Source organism: Pantoea sp. WMus005 (assembly GCF_013415305.1).
GTDB lineage: Bacteria > Pseudomonadota > Gammaproteobacteria > Enterobacterales > Enterobacteriaceae > Pantoea > Pantoea rara.
On record NZ_JACBXU010000001.1, the window covers coordinates 793,721 to 811,567 of the forward strand.

The following is a 17,847-nucleotide window of genomic DNA, read 5'->3' on the forward strand; positions in this document are numbered from 1 at the left end:
TAAGTCATGATAGAAGCCGACCGCCTGATCTCCGCTGCCAGTATTAGCGAAGAAGAGGTTATTGACCGCGCTATTCGCCCGAAGATGCTGACCGAGTATGTCGGCCAGCCGCAGGTGCGTGAGCAGATGGAGATATTCATCAAGGCAGCGCAACTGCGCGGCGATGCGCTCGATCATCTGTTGATCTTCGGTCCGCCTGGACTGGGTAAAACTACCCTGGCGAACATCGTGGCCAACGAGATGGGCGTTAATCTTCGCACGACCTCAGGTCCGGTGCTGGAGAAGGCAGGCGATCTGGCGGCGATGCTGACCAACCTTGAGCCCCATGACGTCCTGTTTATCGATGAAATCCATCGCCTCTCACCGGTGGTGGAAGAGATACTCTACCCGGCGATGGAAGATTATCAGCTCGATATTATGATTGGCGAAGGCCCGGCTGCGCGTTCGATCAAGCTCGATCTGCCCCCGTTTACGCTGATTGGTGCCACTACGCGTGCTGGCTCGCTGACCTCACCGCTGCGCGATCGCTTTGGCATTGTGCAGCGTCTTGAGTTCTATCAGGTTAAAGATCTGCAGCACATCGTGGGTCGCAGTGCCGCCTGTCTGGGTCTGGCACTGAGTGACGAAGGGGCATTAGAGATCGCCCGTCGCGCACGTGGCACACCGCGTATCGCCAACCGCCTGCTGCGTCGTGTTCGTGACTTCGCAGAAGTACGGGCTAATGGTGATCTCAGCGGTGAAGTCTCCTGCAGCGCGCTGGATATGCTTAACGTAGACAGTGAAGGGTTTGATTACATGGACCGTAAGCTGCTGCTGGCGATCATCGACAAGTTTATGGGTGGGCCGGTGGGGCTGGATAACCTGGCTGCTGCGATTGGTGAAGAGCGTGAAACTATTGAAGATGTGATTGAACCCTTCCTGATTCAGCAGGGCTTCATTCAGCGCACACCGCGTGGCCGGATGGCCACGCAGCACGCTTATCGTCACTTCGGCATGACACGCGAAGAGTAATTACAGGGCCGGTTTGCGTACCATACTGAAGATAAACAGGATGGCAGCGCAGAGCACAACCGACGGCCCGGCTGGCGTGTCGTAGAACGCGGAGAAGGTCAGACCGCCGGTGACGGCAATCACGCCGATAACCACCGCGACGCCCGCCATGCCTTCCGGTGAGCGCACGAAACGGCGCGCGGTCGCCGCCGGGATAATCAGCAGTGAGGTGATTATCAGCGCACCGACAAATTTCATCGCTACCCCAATTGTCAGCGCCGTGACCAGCATCAGAACCAACCGGGTACGCTGAATATTGACGCCATCCACCTGTGCCAGTTCCGGGCTGATGGTCATCGACAGCAGCGACCGCCACTGCCACGCCATGACCAGCAACACAATTGCCACGCCGCCACCCATCATCCAGAGATCGTCTGGCGTGACCGCCAGCAGGTCGCCAAACAGATACGCCATCAGATCAACGCGCACGTTCTTCATCAGGCTGACGACCACCAGGCCCAGCGACAGCGCACTGTGCGCCATAATGCCCAGCAGGGTATCAATAGCCAGATGCGGACGACGTTCCAGCCAGACCAGCCCCAGTGCCAGGCAGACCGTCACCAGAATCACCGCGTAGTAAGGATTCACATTCAGCAGCAGGCCAAACGCCACGCCGAGCAGAGACGCATGTGCCAGGGTATCGCCGAAATAGGACATCTTGCGCCAGACCACAAACGAACCCAGCGGACCAGCAGCCAGCGCTAACATCACACCGCCTATCCAGCCCGGTAATAACAACTCAATCATGATGAACCCTGTCCTTTGCGTAAAACGATACGTCCCTGAAGGTCGTGACGGTGATTATGGTGATGACGGTAGATCGCCAGTTCTTCAGCGCCGCGCGGGCCGAACATAGCGATAAATTCAGGATGCTGCGAGACCGCTTCCGGTGAGCCGGAACAGCAGATGTGATGGTTGAGGCACAACACCTCGTCGGTTTTCGCCATCACCAGATGCAGATCATGGGAGACCATCAGTACGGCGCAGTTCAGTTCCACGCGCAACTGATTGATAAGGTCATACAGTGCAACCTGACCGTTTACATCCACACCCTGTGTCGGCTCATCCAGCACCAGCAACTGGGGATGATTTAGCAGGGCGCGCGCCAGCAGCACACGCTGGGTTTCACCTCCAGAAAGCTTTTGTAGCGGAGACTTGAGCAGGTGACCCGCCTGCACACGTTTCAGTGCCGGCAGGATTTCGTCGTTCCTGCTGCCTCGCGTCAGACGCATGAAACGCTCTACCGTCACCGGCAGGGTAGGATCGATGTGCAGCTTCTGTGGCACATAGCCAATACGCAGTCCGGGATCACGCTGAACGGAACCGGTGGTAGGGGCGAGCAGGCCAAGTACCACTCGCACCAGGGTTGATTTTCCCGCCCCGTTGGGACCCAGAAGGGTGAGAATGCGGCCAGGCTGCAATGTCAGGCTGACGCCTGATAACACATTGCGCTGGTTAAATTTTATCGAAACGTTATCGAGTGTGACAAGTGAGGTCATAGTATTTACAGGTTGCACAGGATTTCGAATGTTATAATATCACATTCCACCTTATGGTCACGATGGAATGACGCAATATGTTACATAATAAAAAAGGCGCAATTTTCGCCTTAACGGCTTTATCTGTTTCAACTCTGTTTACTCTTCCTGCCCAGGCGAATGTCGTGGCTTCACTCAAACCGGTAGGTTTTATTGCTGCGGCCATTGCTGATGGCGTTACGCCCGTTGACGTACTGCTGCCGGACGGTGCCTCTGAACACGATTACTCCCTGCGACCCTCTGATGCAAAACGCTTGAAAAACGCGGACTTAGTCGTCTGGGTCGGGCCTGAAATGGAAGCGTTTATGGCGAAATCGGCGTCTGAACTTCCGGCCCAAAAAAACCTGGCGATGGTGAACATCGACGGGGTAAAACCGTTATTGATTAGCGGTGCTGAAGAGGAAGAAGAACACGCAGCGGAAAAATCCGAAGATCAGGATGCTGAAGCTCACCACCATCATCACGGCGAGTTTAATATGCACCTGTGGTTGTCGCCAGACATAGCGCGGAAAACCGCGGTTGCAATCCATGGAAAATTATTGGAACTTATGCCACAAGATAAGGCCAAACTTGACGCCAACCTCCAGCAGTTTGAGGTAGCTTTGGCGGACACGGACAAACGCGTTAGCGCACAACTTGCTCCGGTAAGAAATAAAGGATATTTCGTTTTTCACGACGCTTACACGTACTTTGAAAAGCACTACGGTCTTTCGCCCACCGGGCACTTTACCGTCAATCCTGAAATTCAACCGGGCGCTCAGCGTTTACACCAGATACGAACACAGTTGGTTGAGCAAAAGGCGGTCTGCGTCTTTGCTGAGCCACAATTCAGACCAGCAGTCATCGATGCTGTCTCCCGCGGAACGCAGGTGCGTAAAGGCACGCTCGATCCCCTGGGCACAGACATCAGCTTAGCCAAAGACAGCTATGTGAAATTCCTCTCACAACTGTCGAGCCAGTATGAAAGCTGCCTGAATGGAGCATGAGGAATAAGTAAAAGTGCAGCAGATAGCCCGCTCTGTCGCCCTCGCATTTAATAATTTGCCGCGCCCCCACCGCGTAATGCTGGGTTCTTTAACTGTAGTCACTCTGGCCGTCGCAGTCTGGCGGCCCTACGTTTATCATCCCACCGATGATGTAACGCCCATCGTTAAAAACATTGAGCTGGATAAGAATACGTTCCGCACACTGTTACCGGAAGCCAGTGAGCCGATCGATCAGAGCACACCGGAACCGGAAGAAGAACTGCCGGCAGACGATGTTGACACCGACGTGCCGGATACGGCAGGCGTTCACGATTACACCGTGTCATCCGGCGATACCCTGAGCAGTGCACTGAATCAGTATGGCATCGACATCAGCGACATTAATGCGCTGGTGGTCAGCGATCGCGATCTGCGTAATCTGCAGGTCGGCCAGCAGCTGAGCTGGACGCTGGATGATGATGGTGGCCTGAAAACCCTGAGCTGGGAAATTTCCCGTCGCGAAACCCGCACTTATGAGCGCACCCCAGCGGGCGGTTTTAAGATGGATTCGGAGATGCAGAAGGGCGAATGGCGCAACAGCGTGATGCAGGGCGAAGTGCGTGGCAGTTTTGCCGCCAGCGCCATGCGGGCGGGGTTGAGCGGGGCTGAAGCCAGCGCTGTGATTAAAGCGATGCAGTGGCAGATGGACTTCCGTAAGCTGCGTGCGGGTGACCAGTTCAGCGTGCTGATGTCACGCGAAATGCTGGATGGTAAGAGTGCGCAGAGTCAGTTGCTGGGGGTGCGCCTGCGCAGCGGTGGCAAAGACTATTACGCTTTCCGCGCCGAAGATGGCAAGTTCTACGATCGTAGCGGCTCCGGTCTGGCTCGCGGCTTTATGCGCTTCCCAACGGTTAAGCAGTATCGTGTCTCCTCTAACTTTAATCCGCGTCGTCTTAATCCGGTGACTGGCCGCATTGCACCGCACAAAGGCGTCGACTTTGCGCTGCCGATCGGTACGCCAGTGCTGGCGGTAGGTGATGGTGAGATCGTCGTGGCGAAGAATGGCGGTGCCGCCGGTAACTACGTCGCTATCCGCCATGGTCGTCAATATATGACGCGCTATATGCACATGAAAAAAGTACTGGTGAAGCCAGGTCAGAAAGTGAAACGGGGTGACCGTATTGGACTGTCCGGCAACACCGGCCGCTCCACCGGGCCGCATCTGCATTTCGAAATCTGGATCAATAATCAGGCGGTCAACCCATTAACGGCGAAGCTGCCGCGCATGGAAGGCCTGACCGGCAAAGATCGCAGCGATTACATGGCACAGGTTAAATCCTGGCTGCCTCAGCTGGGTCTGAAGTAAGCGAATTTCGGCAAACTGCGCAAAAACCGACGGTTTCCCCGTCGGTTTTTTGCTATCTGGCGCAGGATGATTGCAAATTTCAATGTCGTCACTATCATTAGCCGGTCATTGCTTGAGGCGAGTGCATGGAAACCCGTAAAAAAAATAACACTGAATTTATTCCCGTTTTTGAACGTTCTTTTCTCAAACCTAAATACTGGGGCAGCTGGCTGGCAATTGGTGCGCTGGCGGGTCTGGCTTATTTACCGCCGAAAGTACGCGATCCGCTGCTGGGCCGTTTAGGCCGTTTCGCCGGTAAGCTGGCAAAGGGTGCACGTCGCCGTGCGCTGATTAATCTCTATTACTGTCTGCCGGAACTCAGCGAAGAGCAGCGTGCAACGCTGGTCGATGAGATGTTTGCGACCGCCCCGCAGGCGATGGCAATGATGACCGAGCTGGTATTGCGCGATCCGGCGAGTATCGCTAAGCGTGTTGAATGGCATGGCCGTGACATTATCGATCAGATGATGGCGGACCAGCAGAATGTGATTTTCCTGGTGCCACACGGCTGGGCGGTGGATATTCCAGCCATGCTGCTGGCATCAGAAGGCCAGAAGATGGCGGCGATGTTCCATAATCAAAGTGACCCGCTGATGGACTATGCCTGGAACACGGCACGTCGCCGTTATGGCGGCCGGTTGCATGCCCGTAATGACGGCATTAAGCCGTTTATCAGTTCGATACGACAGGGTTACTGGGGCTATTATCTGCCCGATCAGGATCATGGTCCTGAGCATAGTGAGTTCGTTGATTTCTTTGCCACCTACAAGGCGACATTGCCTGCGGTAGGCCGACTGATGAAGGTCTGTCGCGCCCGCGTGGTGCCGCTGTTCCCGGTTTATAACAGCGACACGCACAAGCTTGAGATTTATGTTCGTCCGCCGATGGATGATCTGCTGGAAGCGGATGATCATCAACTGGCTCGACGGATGAATGAAGAGGTGGAAGTGTTTGTCCGCCCGCATCCCGAGCAGTACACCTGGATCCTCAAGCTGCTGAAGACCCGCAAAGAGGGTGATATAGAACCCTATTCGCGCAAAGAGCTTTATCCGCGCAAATAGCAGAAGGGCCGCTAAAGCGGCCTTTTTTGTACGTCTGGTTTGCTTAGCGGTAAGAGCGAGAATGCTCAGGGAACACGGTCAGATCGGAAAGACGCAAAACCGCCATCCATGGCACGCTCGGCCCGGCAACGGGATGCTTTCCGCCTCTGCCCGTGTTCCCTCCGCTTGAGCTAATTCGTTGCTATCAGATGTACCCCACAACCCGCAGTTTTGACAACTTCAGTGCGCTTGTGCCGCTTTTCTATAACGCTTCCAGCCTGCTGCGACGTTTACGCTCGCGCATAAACACGATCACCAGACCAAACCACAGCACGCCGCTGATAAAGTTAATCAGACAGAACCACAGCGTACCGCCGCTGAAGTAGCCACTTTTCGCCAGTTCAATTCCCACCGCCAGCGTCAGAATACTGATCATTCCCAGCATCGCCGCTACACTGCCTTTGCCTTCATTGCTGGCATAAAGCGTCAGGCGATAGAGCCCGGCATTCACCATGCCAGCACCAAAGGCATAGAGGCTCAGGCCGGCCGTAATCAGTAGATAACCGTGACTGTTGAGCAGGCTTGCTATCAGCGCCAGACTCAGGCCAATCAGAATCGGCCAGGCAGCGAACTTCACCGGCTGTTCAATCGGTACCCGTCCGGCCAGCTTACTCAGCGTCAGATTACCGGCGATCATTGCCAGAAACACCGGCAGCTGCAGCAGGGCGTACTGCATGCGTGACAGACCTTCGTCATGCATCAGGATCACCGGCGAAAGGGCAACCCAGGTGAGGATCGGGATAAACACCAGCCCGATAGCAAAGGAGCCAGACATCACCAGCCGATCTTTCATCAGTCGGCCATAGTTGCGCGCCAGATTGGGCAGGGCGATAGAGTGACTGCGGTCGCCTGCGGTCTCGGGCATTACACGCCACAGCACCACAAAGGCGACAAGGCTGCAGGCGGCAAACAGCCAGAACATGCTGCGCCAGCTGCCCACGGTGAGCCAGGCTGCACCAGCCAGTGGGCCTGCCAGCGGAGCCAGTAGCGCTACGTTAGCCATCAGCGCCATCATGCGTACCGCCAGCGCCTCATCAAAGGCTTCCTGAATCGCGGCATAGCCGACCGCGCCGATAAAGCAGAGGCTGATGCCCTGAATGAAGCGCAGGCTGACAAATTCCGTAATCGAGCTGACCCAGTGCGTCAGCATGCAGGCGACAGCAAAGAACAGGATGCCAAAGAGCATCACTGGTCGCCGGCCAAACTTATCGGAGAGCGGACCCAGCAGCCATTGCAACACCACGCCACCAATCAGGTAAGCGGTCAGCGAAGTAGAGACCCACTCAGGGCCAACAGAGAACTCATTGGTAACGATCAGCATACCCGGCTGGATCATGTCGTGAGCAATATAGGTCGCAAACTCGAACAGCACTAACGCCAGAGGGAAGAGTAAAATTCGGCCGGTAAGCTGGCTGATGGGCTGGAAACGGGGCATCTTGCCTCCTTGTCAGAAAAGAAAACGCGACTGCCAGGCAGTCGCGTTGATTATTCTACACCGACAATGTTAACCCGGGCGCAATTAATCCACGCGCAGCACACGCGTGGTGTTGGTGGTGCCGGTGGCGCCCATGACATCGCCCTGTGTCACGATAACCAGGTCGCCGGAGACCAGGAAGCCTTTGTCGCGCAGCAGGTTAACGGCGTCGTGTGCGGCGGCCACACCGTCGTTGTTGCTGTCGAAGAACACCGGCGTCACACCGCGATAAAGTGCGGTGAGGTTCAGAGTGCGCTCATGGCGAGACATCGCAAAGATGGGCAGGCCCGAGGTGATACGTGAGGTCATCAGTGGGGTGCGGCCCGACTCGGTCATGGTGATGATCGCGGTAACGCCCTGCAGATGGTTTGCGGCGTACATAGAAGACATGGCGATCGCTTCTTCGACATTGTCGAACTGCACGTCCAGACGGTGCTTGGAGACGTTAACACTTGGGATCTTCTCTGCGCCCAGGCAAACCTTCGCCATCGCCGAGACAGTTTCTGCTGGATACTGGCCCGCTGCGGTTTCTGCAGAGAGCATCACGGCATCGGTACCATCCAGCACGGCGTTCGCCACGTCCATGACTTCTGCGCGGGTTGGCATCGGGTTCGTGATCATCGACTCCATCATCTGGGTCGCGGTAATGATGGTGCGGTTAAGCTGGCGGGCACGGCGAATTAACGCTTTCTGAATGCCGACCAGTTCCGGATCGCCAATCTCAACGCCAAGGTCGCCACGCGCAACCATCACGACGTCAGAGGCCAGAATGATGTCATCCATCGCTTCCTGGCTGGCAACCGCTTCGGCACGTTCCACCTTCGCGACCAGTTTGGCATCGCAACCCGCTTCACGTGCCAGGCGACGTGCCAGATTCATATCTTCGCCACAGCGTGGGAAGGAGACAGCCAGGTAATCGACGCGGATTTTGGCGGCAGTGATGATATCCGCTTTATCTTTTTCGGTCAGTGCTTCAGCCGACAGGCCGCCGCCCAGCTTGTTAATGCCTTTGTTGTTCGAGAGTGGGCCACCGACAGTGACTTCAGTGAACACTTTCATGTCCTGAACTTCCAGCACCTTCAGCTGCACACGGCCATCATCCAGCAACAGGATATCGCCCGGCACCACATCTGCAGGCAGGCCTTTGTAATCGATACCGACGCGCTCTTTATCGCCTTCGCCTTTACCCAGATTGGCATCCAGCAGGAAGCGATCGCCGATATTCAGGAAAACTTTACCTTCTTTGAAAGTCGATACACGAATTTTTGGACCCTGAAGGTCACCGAGAATCGCAACGTGGCGACCCAGTTTAGCGGCAATCTCGCGCACTTTATCGGCACGTAGCTGGTGATCTTCTGCGGTACCGTGAGAGAAGTTGAGTCGTACAACGTTCGCGCCGGCAGCGATGATTTTTTCTAAGTTATTATCACGATCGGTGGCCGGGCCGAGGGTTGTTACGATTTTGGTTCTTCTGAGACGTCTTGACATCGAGGACTCCGTTAACTGATTAGCGTGTCATGGACTGTGGACACAGCATGGTTATCTATTCTATATGATCGATGGGTTGTGATACGACTCACATTGTAAATGTGATGTTAATTTTTTTGCTGATCATCCTCTTCCCGAAGGGTGTTCTTTTCGTAGCGCGACGCTTTCAACGCTTCTTTGACGCGTTTCAGGTTTTCCCGGAAAGGCGCACCCCGTTTCAGGGTAAAACCGGTCGCCAGCACATCAATCACGGTTAACTGCGCCAGGCGCGACACCATCGGCAAATAGACATCCGTATCTTCCGGTACATCAAGCACTAAAGCTATCGCTGCTTCATGGGCAAGGGGTGAATCGGGAGAGGTGATGGCAATAACGGTGGAACCGTTTACACGGGCCAGGCGAGCCAGTTCTACCATATTTTTTGTGCGCCCAGTATGCGAAATGAGAACAAAAACGTCACCGGCTCGACTATTTATGCAACTCATGCGCTGGATCACAATATCGTCTGACCAGATGACCGGCAGATTAAAGCGCAGAAATTTGGTGAAAGCGTCATGCGCCACGACAGCGGATGCACCCAGCCCGAAAAAGGCGAGTTTATCGGCCTGCGCGAGCAGGGTTACCGCCTGCTGCAGATGCGCGCTATTCAGCTGATCGCGGACCCGCTGTAGCCCGGCCAGCGCCGAGTCGAAGATTTTGTGGCTGTAGTTCTCTACTGTGTCGTCGTCTTCAACGCCCCGGCTGACCCAGTTGCTGCCTTTCACCAGGCTCTGCGCCAGTTGCAGTTTAAAGTCGGGGAAGCCCCGAGCCCCCAGTCGGTGACAGAAGCGATTCACGGTGGGTTCACTGACGCCGGCAATGCCCGCCAGCGTGGCGATGCTGGATTGCATCGCCGCCTGCGGTTCAGCCAGGATCTGACGGGCAACTTTCATTTCCGCTTTGCTCAGCGCCGCAAACTGCGCCTCAATTTTTTCCAGCATATTCATAAGCTGATGACCATAATCACTTTTATCAATTTCAATTATCACTGTCCCGGGAGCCGATTAACAGAGACTATATCGCGCCAGCACCTGGCAAGCGCAACGGCTGACAAGTCGATTGCCCTTTTTTTTGGGATACTTTGACCGGTGCCAGATTTTCCTGACACCAACAGAAACAGAAAAAAACGCCAATCCGCACGTGTCATCACACGCGCTTAGCACATCCGGTACAGAGTTAATGCGGTTGACCCGGCGAGTCGGTTTACCTGGCGCGGGGAAAAAAGTACATTGTGCTGAAAGAAAATAATAACCTGGACCCGGTGGCAGAGGATGTATCACCACCGGACTATCCTGCAACGAGGAGAGGAAAATGGCGGTAACACAAATAGCCCAGGCATGCGATCTGGTGATTTTCGGTGCCAAAGGCGATCTTGCACGCCGTAAACTGTTGCCTTCACTGTACCAGTTAGAGAAAGCGGGTCAGATCCATGAGGAAACCCGCATTATTGGTGTCGGCCGTGCTGAGTGGGATAAAGCGGAATACACCAAAGTGGTACGTGAAGCGCTGGAAACCTTCATGAAGGAGAAGATTGACGAAGCGCTGTGGGACAAACTCAGCAACCGTCTCGACTTCTGCAACCTCGATGTTAATGACACCACGCACTTCCCGAAACTGGGTAAGATGCTGGATCAGAAAAACCGCACAACCATCAACTATTTCGCTATGCCACCCAGCACCTTTGGCGCGATCTGCCAGGGCCTGGGCACCGCGAAGCTGAATGCCAAACCTGCCCGCGTTGTGATGGAGAAGCCACTGGGCACCTCACTGGAAACCTCGCAGGAGATCAACGACAGCGTGGGTGAATACTTTGAAGAGAGCCAGGTATTCCGAATTGACCACTATCTCGGCAAAGAAACCGTGCTCAACCTGCTGGCGCTGCGCTTCGCTAACTCCATCTTTGTGAATAACTGGGATAACCGCACCATCGACCATGTGCAGATTACTGTGGCCGAAGAGGTGGGTATCGAAGGCCGTTGGGGTTACTTCGATAAAGCCGGCCAGATGCGCGACATGATCCAGAACCATTTATTGCAGATTCTGACCATGATTGCCATGTCGCCGCCGTCCGATCTCAGCGCCGACAGCATCCGTGACGAAAAAGTGAAAGTTCTGCGCTCGCTGCGCCGCATCGATCAGACCAATGTGCGTGAGAAAACCGTACGCGGTCAGTACACCGCTGGCTTTGTGCAGGGTAAAAAAGTGCCGGGCTACCTGGAAGAAGAGGGAGCCAATAAATCGAGCGCCACCGAGACCTTCGTGGCGATCCGTGTCGATATCGATAACTGGCGCTGGGCAGGCGTACCGTTTTACCTGCGTACCGGTAAGCGTTTACCGACCAAGTGCTCTGAAGTCGTGGTCTACTTCAAAAATCCTGAGATGAACCTGTTTAAAGATTCTTACTCAGAGCTGCCGCAGAACAAGCTGACGATTCGTCTGCAGCCGGACGAAGGTGTGGATATCGAAATCCTGAACAAAGTGCCAGGCCTCGATCACAAGCACAAACTGCAGACCACCAAGCTGGATCTGAGTTACTCCGAGACGTTTAACCAGTCGCACCTCGCGGATGCTTATGAGCGTCTGCTGCTGGAAAGCATGCGTGGTATCCAGGCGCTGTTTGTGCGTCGCGATGAAGTGGAAGCCGCCTGGACTTATGTCGATTCTATTATCGAAGCATGGGCTGCGGATGGCGATTCTTCCAAACCCTATCAGGCAGGCACCTGGGGCCCGGTGGCGTCGGTGGCCATGATCACCCGCGATGGCCGGTCGTGGAACGAATTTGAATAACTGAAGTGATGATAAAGCCCGCAACGCGGGCTTTTTTTTCGCCGTTAAACCGGGCCAGCGGATGCAGATAAAATTGAACTGCCGTTTCAAAATGGTCGCAGGATGATAGACGCTCAGGAAGCTGATCATGTATGGTAGTGACGCAATTTACAGGGCAGGAGCCGATGCTCCATGACCGGGTCGTAATCCCGGTGTTATCAAGCAAGGGGAACTGATGAAAAACTGGAAAACGAGTGCTGAACAGATTCTGACCACCGGACCTGTGGTGCCGGTCATCGTGGTAAACAAACTCGAACACGCAGTGCCAATGGCGAAAGCGCTGGTGGCGGGCGGTGTGAGAGTGCTGGAAGTGACGCTGCGCACACCGGTGGCGATGGATGCCTTACGTGCGATGATCAAAGAAGTGCCGGATGCGATCGTTGGTGCGGGAACAGTGATTAACCCGCAGCAGTTACAGGAAGTGACCGATGCCGGTGCGCAGTTCGTTATCAGCCCTGGCGTCACCGAATCGCTGCTGAAAGCGGCGGTTGACGGGCCGGTTCCGTTGATTCCGGGTATCAGCACCGTTTCTGAGTTAATGACCGGTATGGACTATGGTCTGCGCGAGTTTAAGTTCTTCCCGGCCGAAGCGAATGGTGGCGTTAAAGCGCTGCAGGCGATTGGCGGACCTTTCCCGCAGGTGCGTTTCTGTCCGACCGGCGGCATCTCGCCGGCCAACTACCGTGACTATCTGGCACTGAAAAGCGTGCTCTGCATTGGCGGATCCTGGCTGGTGCCTAACGACGCGCTGGAAGCGGGCGACTGGGATCGCATTACCCGCCTGGCGCGCGAAGCTGTAGAAGGCGCGAAGTAAGTGATGGCGGTGAGCACCTGCTCACCGCACATCTTTACCCCTGAACCGTGACCGCGGCGGCGCTGGCAATGGCACGCGCAATCGCCTGATCGGTGCTGTCACCGCTGGCGAGCGCCACACCAAGACGACGTTGCCCACTGATCTCCGGCTTGCCGAACAGTCGCAGTTGCAGACCGGCACCCAGTGCCGCTTCGACATTCACAAACTGCACGTTCTGACTGGTCAGTTGCGGCAGGATAACAGCGGAAGCGGACGGACCATACTGACGAATCCCACCAATCGGTAGCCCCAGGAACGCCCGCACGTGCAGCGCAAACTCTGACAGATCCTGCGAAATCAGCGTGACCATGCCGGTATCGTGTGGACGCGGTGAAACTTCGCTGAACACCACCTCATCACCGCAGACAAACAGCTCAACGCCAAACAGGCCATAGCCGCCCAGCGCCTTAACGACCTGCGCGGCAACATCCTGCGCCCGTTGCAGCGCCAGTTCACTCATCTGCTGCGGCTGCCAGGACTCGCGGTAATCGCCATCCTCCTGACGGTGACCAATCGGCGCACAGAAGTGAATGCCATCGACGGCGCTGATGGTGAGCAGGGTGATCTCGAAATCGAAGTTGACGACGCCTTCAACGATGACGCGACCGGCACCGGCACGGCCACCCTGTTGCGCATAGTCCCAGGCTTTATCGAGCTGGCTGGCGTCGCGGATAAAGCTCTGGCCTTTGCCCGATGAGCTCATTACCGGCTTCACAATGCAGGGGAAACCGATCTCTGTGGCGGCTTCATCGAAGCGTACCTTGCTGTCCGCAAAGCGATAGCGTGAGGTCGGCAGTGACAGCTCTTCAGCCGCCAGGCGGCGAATGCCTTCGCGATTCATGGTGAGTCGTGCAGCGCGGGCGGTCGGAACTACACGCTGGCCTTGCTGCTCCAGCTCAACCAGCGTATCGGTGGCGATGGCTTCGATTTCCGGTACCACAAAGTCAGGCTTCTCAACGGCTATCAATGCTGCCAGCGCCGCGCCATCCAGCATGTTAATGACATGGCTGCGATGGGCGACATGCATTGCCGGCGCATCGGCGTAACGATCAACCGCGATCACCTCCACACCCAGACGCTGACACTCCAGCGCCACTTCTTTACCCAGTTCACCTGAACCCAATAACATCACACGCGTTGCCGCCGGACGCAGCGCTGTTCCGAGAGTCGTCATACATTCCCCTAAGCAGTCAAAATTCGCGCGCAAGTATAAACGAAAACGTTTGCTTTCTCATCTTTCGCGCAGTTGATACCGCTTTTTGCCGTACTTTTCCCGCTCTGACGTTTCCTGACATCCTTTTGGGCAGGATAGCGGCTGACATCCTGAAAGGAGTGAATGATGAATAACTGGTTGCAACAGATTCAGTCGGTGCTGACAAAGAAGGGCGGTGACGGAAAATCGGGCGGTGGCTTAAGCGACATGCTGGCACCCGGCGCACTGGGCGGTCTGGCCGCGATGCTGATCTCCAGCAAGTCGTCGCGCAAACTGCTGACTAAATATGGCGGCAAAGCCCTGATTGTGGGGGGTGGCGCGGCGGCTGGCGCGGTGCTGTGGAACAAATACAAACAGCGGGTCAGCGAGGCGCACCAGAATGAACCTGACTTCGGTGTGGCGCAGACGCCTGTTGATCTGCGCGCCGAACGTCTGGTGACCGCGCTGGTGTTTGCCGCCAAAAGCGATGGGCACATCGACGATCAGGAGCGGGCAGCCATCGAGCAGAATATTCATCAATCCGGTTATGGTCAGGATGCAGAACGGCTGATTCAGAAAGCGATGAACCGCCCGCTGGATCCCCAGTGGCTGGCCGCCGATGTGAAAAATGAAGAGGAAGCGCTGGAGCTTTATTTCCTGAGCTGTGCCGCCATCGACGTGGATCACTTTATGGAGCGCAGCTATCTCTCCGCGCTGGGTGACGCGCTGAAAATCCCTCAGGATGTGCGCGACGGCATTCAGCAGGATCTTGAGGCTGAAAAAGCCCGTCTGCCCGCCAGTTAATTCCATTACGACTCCGCTGGCGGCTTACAGGACGTGCTGAGCCAGCGGCAGCTTCTCTCGTCATCTCTGGCTTCCGGCCGCTGAAGTGTTACGCTTACAGATCATTATGTTGATGGAGACGAATGGATGAAAGCACCCATCGCAAAAAAAATACCCCATGAGATGACGCTGCATGGCGAGACCCGCGTTGACAATTATTACTGGCTGCGCGATGACAAACGCGAAAACAGCGAGGTTCTTGATTACCTGCGTGCCGAAAATAATTACGGCAAAAAAATCATGTCTTCACAACAGCCGCTTCAGGACCGGGTATTAAAAGAGATCATTGATCGGCTGCCGCCCGAAGATCACTCAGTGCCCTATGTGAAAAATGGCTACCGCTATCAGAGTCGTTACCAGACCGGTAACGAATATCCGGCCTATTACCGTCAGCCCGCAGCTAGTGAGGAGTCAGGCGAGTGGAGCCTGTTGCTGGATGCCAACCAGCGCGCTTCACACAGCGATTTCTACACCATGGGCGCGCTGCACATCAGCCCCGATAACCGTCTCATGGCGCTGGCTGAAGATTTTCTGTCGCGGCGGCAATATGGCATCCGTTTCCGCAACCTTGAAAGCGGTAGCTGGTATCCCGAAGTATTGAGTAACGCCTCATCCAGCTTTGCCTGGGGCAACGATTCGTGCACCGTTTACTATGTGCGCAAGCACCCGCAGACACTGCTCTCTTATCAGGTCTGGCGACATGAACTCGGCTCGCCTCAGTCTGATGACCAGCTGGTCTATGAAGAGCAGGATGACACCTATCATCTCAGCGTGCACAAGAGCACCTCCAAACAGTTCATCATGATTGCGCTCTACAGCACCAACACCAGCGAAATCCAGCTGATTGATGCTAACTTCCCTGACGCACAGCCGCATGTCTTTCTGCCGCGCCGCCGCGATCATGAATACAGCATCGACCATTACGATCATCAGTTTTTCATTCGATCTAACCGGGATGGCAAAAACTTCGGTCTCTACCGCAGTCGCTATCTGGATGAGTCACGCTGGGAAACGCTGATCCCGGCCCGGGAACAGGTGGTCATGGAAGACTTCCAGCTGTTTCGCGACTGGCTGGTCGTCGAAGAGCGTCAGCGCGGCTTAACCAGCCTGCGGCAGATAAACTGGGCCAGCGGCGAGACCAGCGGCATCGCTTTTGACGATCCCACTTATGTGACCTGGCTGGCCTACAATCCAACGCCGCGCACCAGCAAACTGCGTTACGGTTATTCATCGATGACTACGCCGACCACGCTTTTTGAACTGGATATGGATACCGGCGAACGCCGCATCCTGAAGCAGAGCGCGGTAAAAGGGTTTAACGCGGAAGATTACAAAAGCGAGCATCACTGGATCAAGGTCAGTGATGGCACCGAAGTGCCGGTCTCGCTGGTCTATCACCGCAAACATTATCAGCCCGGTCAGAACCCGATGCTGGTCTATGGCTACGGTGCCTACGGCAGCAGCATGGATGCCGATTTCAGCGTCAGCCGCCTGAGCCTGCTGGATCGCGGCTTTGTCTATGCGCTGATACAGGTGCGCGGTGGCGGTGAGCTGGGGCAGCAATGGTATGACGGCGGTCGCCTGTTGAATAAAATGAACAGTTTCACCGACTTTATTGATGTCACTGATGCGCTGGTGGCACGCGGCATCGGCCACCCGGAACGGCTCTATGCGATGGGAGGCAGCGCGGGCGGCCTGCTGATGGGTGGGGTGATTAACCTGGCTCCGCAGCGATTCCACGGTGTGGTGGCTCAGGTGCCGTTTGTGGATGTCGTCACTACGATGCTGGATGAGTCGATTCCGCTGACTACTGGCGAGTATGATGAATGGGGCAATCCCAGCGATCCGGAATACTACCGCTACATCCGCCAGTACAGCCCTTATGACAATATCGAGGCAAAGGATTATCCGCATCTGCTGGTCACTACCGGCCTGCACGATTCACAGGTGCAGTACTGGGAACCGGCAAAGTGGGTAGCGAAGCTGAGATCGATGAAAACCGATAATAACCTGCTGCTGCTCTGCACCGATATGGATGCCGGGCACGGCGGCAAGTCGGGCCGCTACAAAGCCTATGAAGGGATCGCGATGGAATACACCTTCCTGCTCGGCCTGGCGCAGGGCACCTTACCGCCCGCTCAGGATTACTGAAACTCTGACAGGTATTTATTCAGCGCCTGCCGCAATGGCGGGCGCAGATCGCTGACATTATTCAGTACCCACTTCAGGTAGCCCGGATCTTTCCTTGCTATCACCGCAATTGCCTGGCCGCGATATTTGCCAAACGGCAGAATGTCGTCGCGCTGGGCCGCCGGTTGTGAACGTACAATCATCTCGGAGGCACTCCAGCCAGAGGTCTCCATAATACGGATCAGCAGTGCCGCCGTGACATAGCAGTCATAGAGTGCGCGGTGCGCATGCAGGTCAGCGGGCGGCGTCACATCCAGCTTCAATGAATGACGCAGTGCCTGGTTGCCATATTTAATGCCCGGCCAGAGCTGACGCGCCAGCTGCATGGTGCAGATCCATTCACCGTACATCTCCGGCAGCATCCGGCGATCAAAACTGGCGTTATGCGCCACATAAAAGGCGCTGCCGTAATAGCGCGGTATCGCCTCTTCGATCGTCGGTTTACCGGCGACCATCGCTTCGGTGATGCGATGTACCGCCATCGCCTGACGGCTGATAGGGCGGTCGGGCAGAGTGAGATCGCTCATCGGATTCACAATCTGTCCGTTGACAACATCGACGGACGCAACTTCAACCACGCCGCCCTGCAGGCCGCAGGTTTCGGTATCAATAACGCGAAACATCATTGCTTCATCTTCGGTTCATAAGGAAGGCGCGACAGGCTAAGCGACGCCTGGCGGTATTGCATCAGACGCTGGCGAAACCAGTCACGCAGCGCTTCGGGCTGCTCCTGCGCCACCATTTCGGCAACCACTGGCATGTTATAGCGCTCTTTAAACGCTACGCCCGCTGCCGCCAAATCGACATTGATCTTGTCTTTCTCTTCCTGGGACACCAGGGCAAGGTTATGGCTCATACTATTCTCCTGACGATAGCGGGCAAAA

General features: G+C 55.7%; 16 protein-coding genes. 8 read left to right on the plus strand and 8 right to left on the minus strand.

Translation table 11 applies throughout. The features are described 5' to 3' along the window. Window positions 1–6: 6 nt before the first annotated feature. Window positions 7–1,011 carry a Holliday junction branch migration DNA helicase RuvB gene (gene ruvB, locus HZZ01_RS03465; protein ID WP_003849208.1) on the plus strand — a complete coding sequence of 335 codons (1,005 nt, stop codon included), beginning with the start codon at window positions 7–9 and terminating at the stop codon, window positions 1,009–1,011. Here the strand turns inward: ruvB and znuB are convergent, their stop codons facing one another. Both znuB and znuC read right to left on the minus strand, forming a co-directional pair. Beyond that, a complete protein-coding gene (gene znuB, locus HZZ01_RS03470) occupies window positions 1,012–1,797 on the minus strand; it encodes a zinc ABC transporter permease subunit ZnuB (protein WP_179895513.1) in 786 nt (261 codons plus the stop codon). After that, complete coding sequence (gene znuC, locus HZZ01_RS03475; protein WP_179895514.1) at window positions 1,794–2,549, minus strand: zinc ABC transporter ATP-binding protein ZnuC; 756 nt, start codon at window positions 2,547–2,549, stop codon at window positions 1,794–1,796. The genes znuB and znuC overlap by 4 nt, the downstream gene beginning before the upstream one ends. Before the next feature lie 77 nt (window positions 2,550–2,626). Here znuC and znuA point away from each other — a divergent pair, with 77 nt between their 5' ends. The 3 genes from znuA (at window position 2,627) to lpxM (ending at window position 6,019) form a co-directional block, all read left to right on the plus strand. Further along, window positions 2,627–3,574 (plus strand): zinc ABC transporter substrate-binding protein ZnuA, encoded by a 948-nt coding sequence (znuA, locus tag HZZ01_RS03480; protein ID WP_179895515.1) that lies wholly within the window; start codon window positions 2,627–2,629, stop codon window positions 3,572–3,574. 13 nt (window positions 3,575–3,587) lie between these two features. Further along, window positions 3,588–4,919, plus strand: coding sequence for a murein DD-endopeptidase MepM (gene mepM / locus HZZ01_RS03485; RefSeq protein WP_179895516.1), 1,332 nt, complete (start codon window positions 3,588–3,590; stop codon window positions 4,917–4,919). Window positions 4,920–5,044: 125 nt separating this feature from the next. Further along, window positions 5,045–6,019 carry a lauroyl-Kdo(2)-lipid IV(A) myristoyltransferase gene (gene lpxM / locus HZZ01_RS03490; RefSeq protein ID WP_179895517.1) on the plus strand — a complete coding sequence of 325 codons (975 nt, stop codon included), beginning with the start codon at window positions 5,045–5,047 and terminating at the stop codon, window positions 6,017–6,019. Between the two features lie 241 nt (window positions 6,020–6,260). On the opposite strand, the gene HZZ01_RS03495 is transcribed toward lpxM, so the two are convergent. From HZZ01_RS03495 to HZZ01_RS03505, 3 genes are all read right to left on the minus strand, one after another. Next, window positions 6,261–7,493 (minus strand): MFS transporter, encoded by a 1,233-nt coding sequence (locus HZZ01_RS03495; RefSeq protein WP_179895518.1) that lies wholly within the window; start codon window positions 7,491–7,493, stop codon window positions 6,261–6,263. Window positions 7,494–7,577: 84 nt separating this feature from the next. Next, window positions 7,578–9,020: a pyruvate kinase gene (gene pyk, locus HZZ01_RS03500; RefSeq protein WP_179895519.1), complete on the minus strand. Its 1,443-nt coding sequence runs from the start codon at window positions 9,018–9,020 to the stop codon at window positions 7,578–7,580. Window positions 9,021–9,127: 107 nt separating this feature from the next. Next, window positions 9,128–10,006 (minus strand): MurR/RpiR family transcriptional regulator, encoded by an 879-nt coding sequence (locus HZZ01_RS03505; RefSeq protein WP_179895520.1) that lies wholly within the window; start codon window positions 10,004–10,006, stop codon window positions 9,128–9,130. A 364-nt stretch (window positions 10,007–10,370) separates the two neighbouring features. On the opposite strand from HZZ01_RS03505, the gene zwf reads away from it, so the two are divergent. Both zwf and HZZ01_RS03515 read left to right on the plus strand, forming a co-directional pair. Next, complete coding sequence (gene zwf / locus HZZ01_RS03510) at window positions 10,371–11,846, plus strand: glucose-6-phosphate dehydrogenase (protein ID WP_179895521.1); 1,476 nt, start codon at window positions 10,371–10,373, stop codon at window positions 11,844–11,846. A gap of 214 nt (window positions 11,847–12,060) precedes the next feature. After that, complete coding sequence (locus tag HZZ01_RS03515) at window positions 12,061–12,699, plus strand: bifunctional 4-hydroxy-2-oxoglutarate aldolase/2-dehydro-3-deoxy-phosphogluconate aldolase (protein WP_008925358.1); 639 nt, start codon at window positions 12,061–12,063, stop codon at window positions 12,697–12,699. Between the two features lie 34 nt (window positions 12,700–12,733). Here HZZ01_RS03515 and purT read toward each other — a convergent pair whose 3' ends face one another. Then, a complete protein-coding gene (gene purT, locus HZZ01_RS03520) occupies window positions 12,734–13,912 on the minus strand; it encodes a formate-dependent phosphoribosylglycinamide formyltransferase (protein ID WP_179895522.1) in 1,179 nt (392 codons plus the stop codon). Between the two features lie 165 nt (window positions 13,913–14,077). Here purT and HZZ01_RS03525 point away from each other — a divergent pair, with 165 nt between their 5' ends. Both HZZ01_RS03525 and HZZ01_RS03530 read left to right on the plus strand, forming a co-directional pair. Then, window positions 14,078–14,734, plus strand: coding sequence for a tellurite resistance TerB family protein (locus HZZ01_RS03525; RefSeq protein WP_179897045.1), 657 nt, complete (start codon window positions 14,078–14,080; stop codon window positions 14,732–14,734). Window positions 14,735–14,860: 126 nt separating this feature from the next. After that, window positions 14,861–16,924: a prolyl oligopeptidase family serine peptidase gene (locus tag HZZ01_RS03530; protein ID WP_179895523.1), complete on the plus strand. Its 2,064-nt coding sequence runs from the start codon at window positions 14,861–14,863 to the stop codon at window positions 16,922–16,924. Here the strand turns inward: HZZ01_RS03530 and exoX are convergent. Both exoX and HZZ01_RS03540 read right to left on the minus strand, forming a co-directional pair. Next, window positions 16,918–17,589, minus strand: a complete 672-nt coding sequence (gene exoX / locus HZZ01_RS03535) for an exodeoxyribonuclease X (RefSeq protein WP_179895524.1) — start codon at window positions 17,587–17,589, stop codon at window positions 16,918–16,920. The two genes, HZZ01_RS03530 and exoX, sit on opposite strands and share 7 nt — an antisense overlap. Next, the gene (locus tag HZZ01_RS03540) at window positions 17,586–17,819 is read right to left on the minus strand and encodes a DNA polymerase III subunit theta (protein ID WP_179895525.1); all 234 of its coding nucleotides are present in this window, start codon (window positions 17,817–17,819) and stop codon (window positions 17,586–17,588) included. Before HZZ01_RS03540 ends, exoX begins: the two co-directional genes overlap by 4 nt. Window positions 17,820–17,847 lie beyond the last annotated feature (28 nt).

Excerpts from the sequence above, each read along its gene's own strand:
- ruvB (WP_003849208.1), top strand. The coding sequence starts at position 7 with ATGATAGAAGCCGACCGCCTGATCTCCGCTGCCAGTATTAGCGAAGAA.
- znuB (WP_179895513.1), bottom strand. The coding sequence starts at position 1,797 with ATGATTGAGTTGTTATTACCGGGCTGGATAGGCGGTGTGATGTTAGCG.
- znuC (WP_179895514.1), bottom strand. The coding sequence starts at position 2,549 with ATGACCTCACTTGTCACACTCGATAACGTTTCGATAAAATTTAACCAG.
- znuA (WP_179895515.1), top strand. The coding sequence starts at position 2,627 with ATGTTACATAATAAAAAAGGCGCAATTTTCGCCTTAACGGCTTTATCT.
- lpxM (WP_179895517.1), top strand. The coding sequence starts at position 5,045 with ATGGAAACCCGTAAAAAAAATAACACTGAATTTATTCCCGTTTTTGAA.
- HZZ01_RS03495 (WP_179895518.1), bottom strand. The coding sequence starts at position 7,493 with ATGCCCCGTTTCCAGCCCATCAGCCAGCTTACCGGCCGAATTTTACTC.
- pyk (WP_179895519.1), bottom strand. The coding sequence starts at position 9,020 with ATGTCAAGACGTCTCAGAAGAACCAAAATCGTAACAACCCTCGGCCCG.
- HZZ01_RS03505 (WP_179895520.1), bottom strand. The coding sequence starts at position 10,006 with ATGAATATGCTGGAAAAAATTGAGGCGCAGTTTGCGGCGCTGAGCAAA.
- zwf (WP_179895521.1), top strand. The coding sequence starts at position 10,371 with ATGGCGGTAACACAAATAGCCCAGGCATGCGATCTGGTGATTTTCGGT.
- HZZ01_RS03515 (WP_008925358.1), top strand. The coding sequence starts at position 12,061 with ATGAAAAACTGGAAAACGAGTGCTGAACAGATTCTGACCACCGGACCT.
- purT (WP_179895522.1), bottom strand. The coding sequence starts at position 13,912 with ATGACGACTCTCGGAACAGCGCTGCGTCCGGCGGCAACGCGTGTGATG.
- HZZ01_RS03525 (WP_179897045.1), top strand. The coding sequence starts at position 14,078 with ATGAATAACTGGTTGCAACAGATTCAGTCGGTGCTGACAAAGAAGGGC.
- HZZ01_RS03530 (WP_179895523.1), top strand. The coding sequence starts at position 14,861 with ATGAAAGCACCCATCGCAAAAAAAATACCCCATGAGATGACGCTGCAT.
- exoX (WP_179895524.1), bottom strand. The coding sequence starts at position 17,589 with ATGATGTTTCGCGTTATTGATACCGAAACCTGCGGCCTGCAGGGCGGC.
- HZZ01_RS03540 (WP_179895525.1), bottom strand. The coding sequence starts at position 17,819 with ATGAGCCATAACCTTGCCCTGGTGTCCCAGGAAGAGAAAGACAAGATC.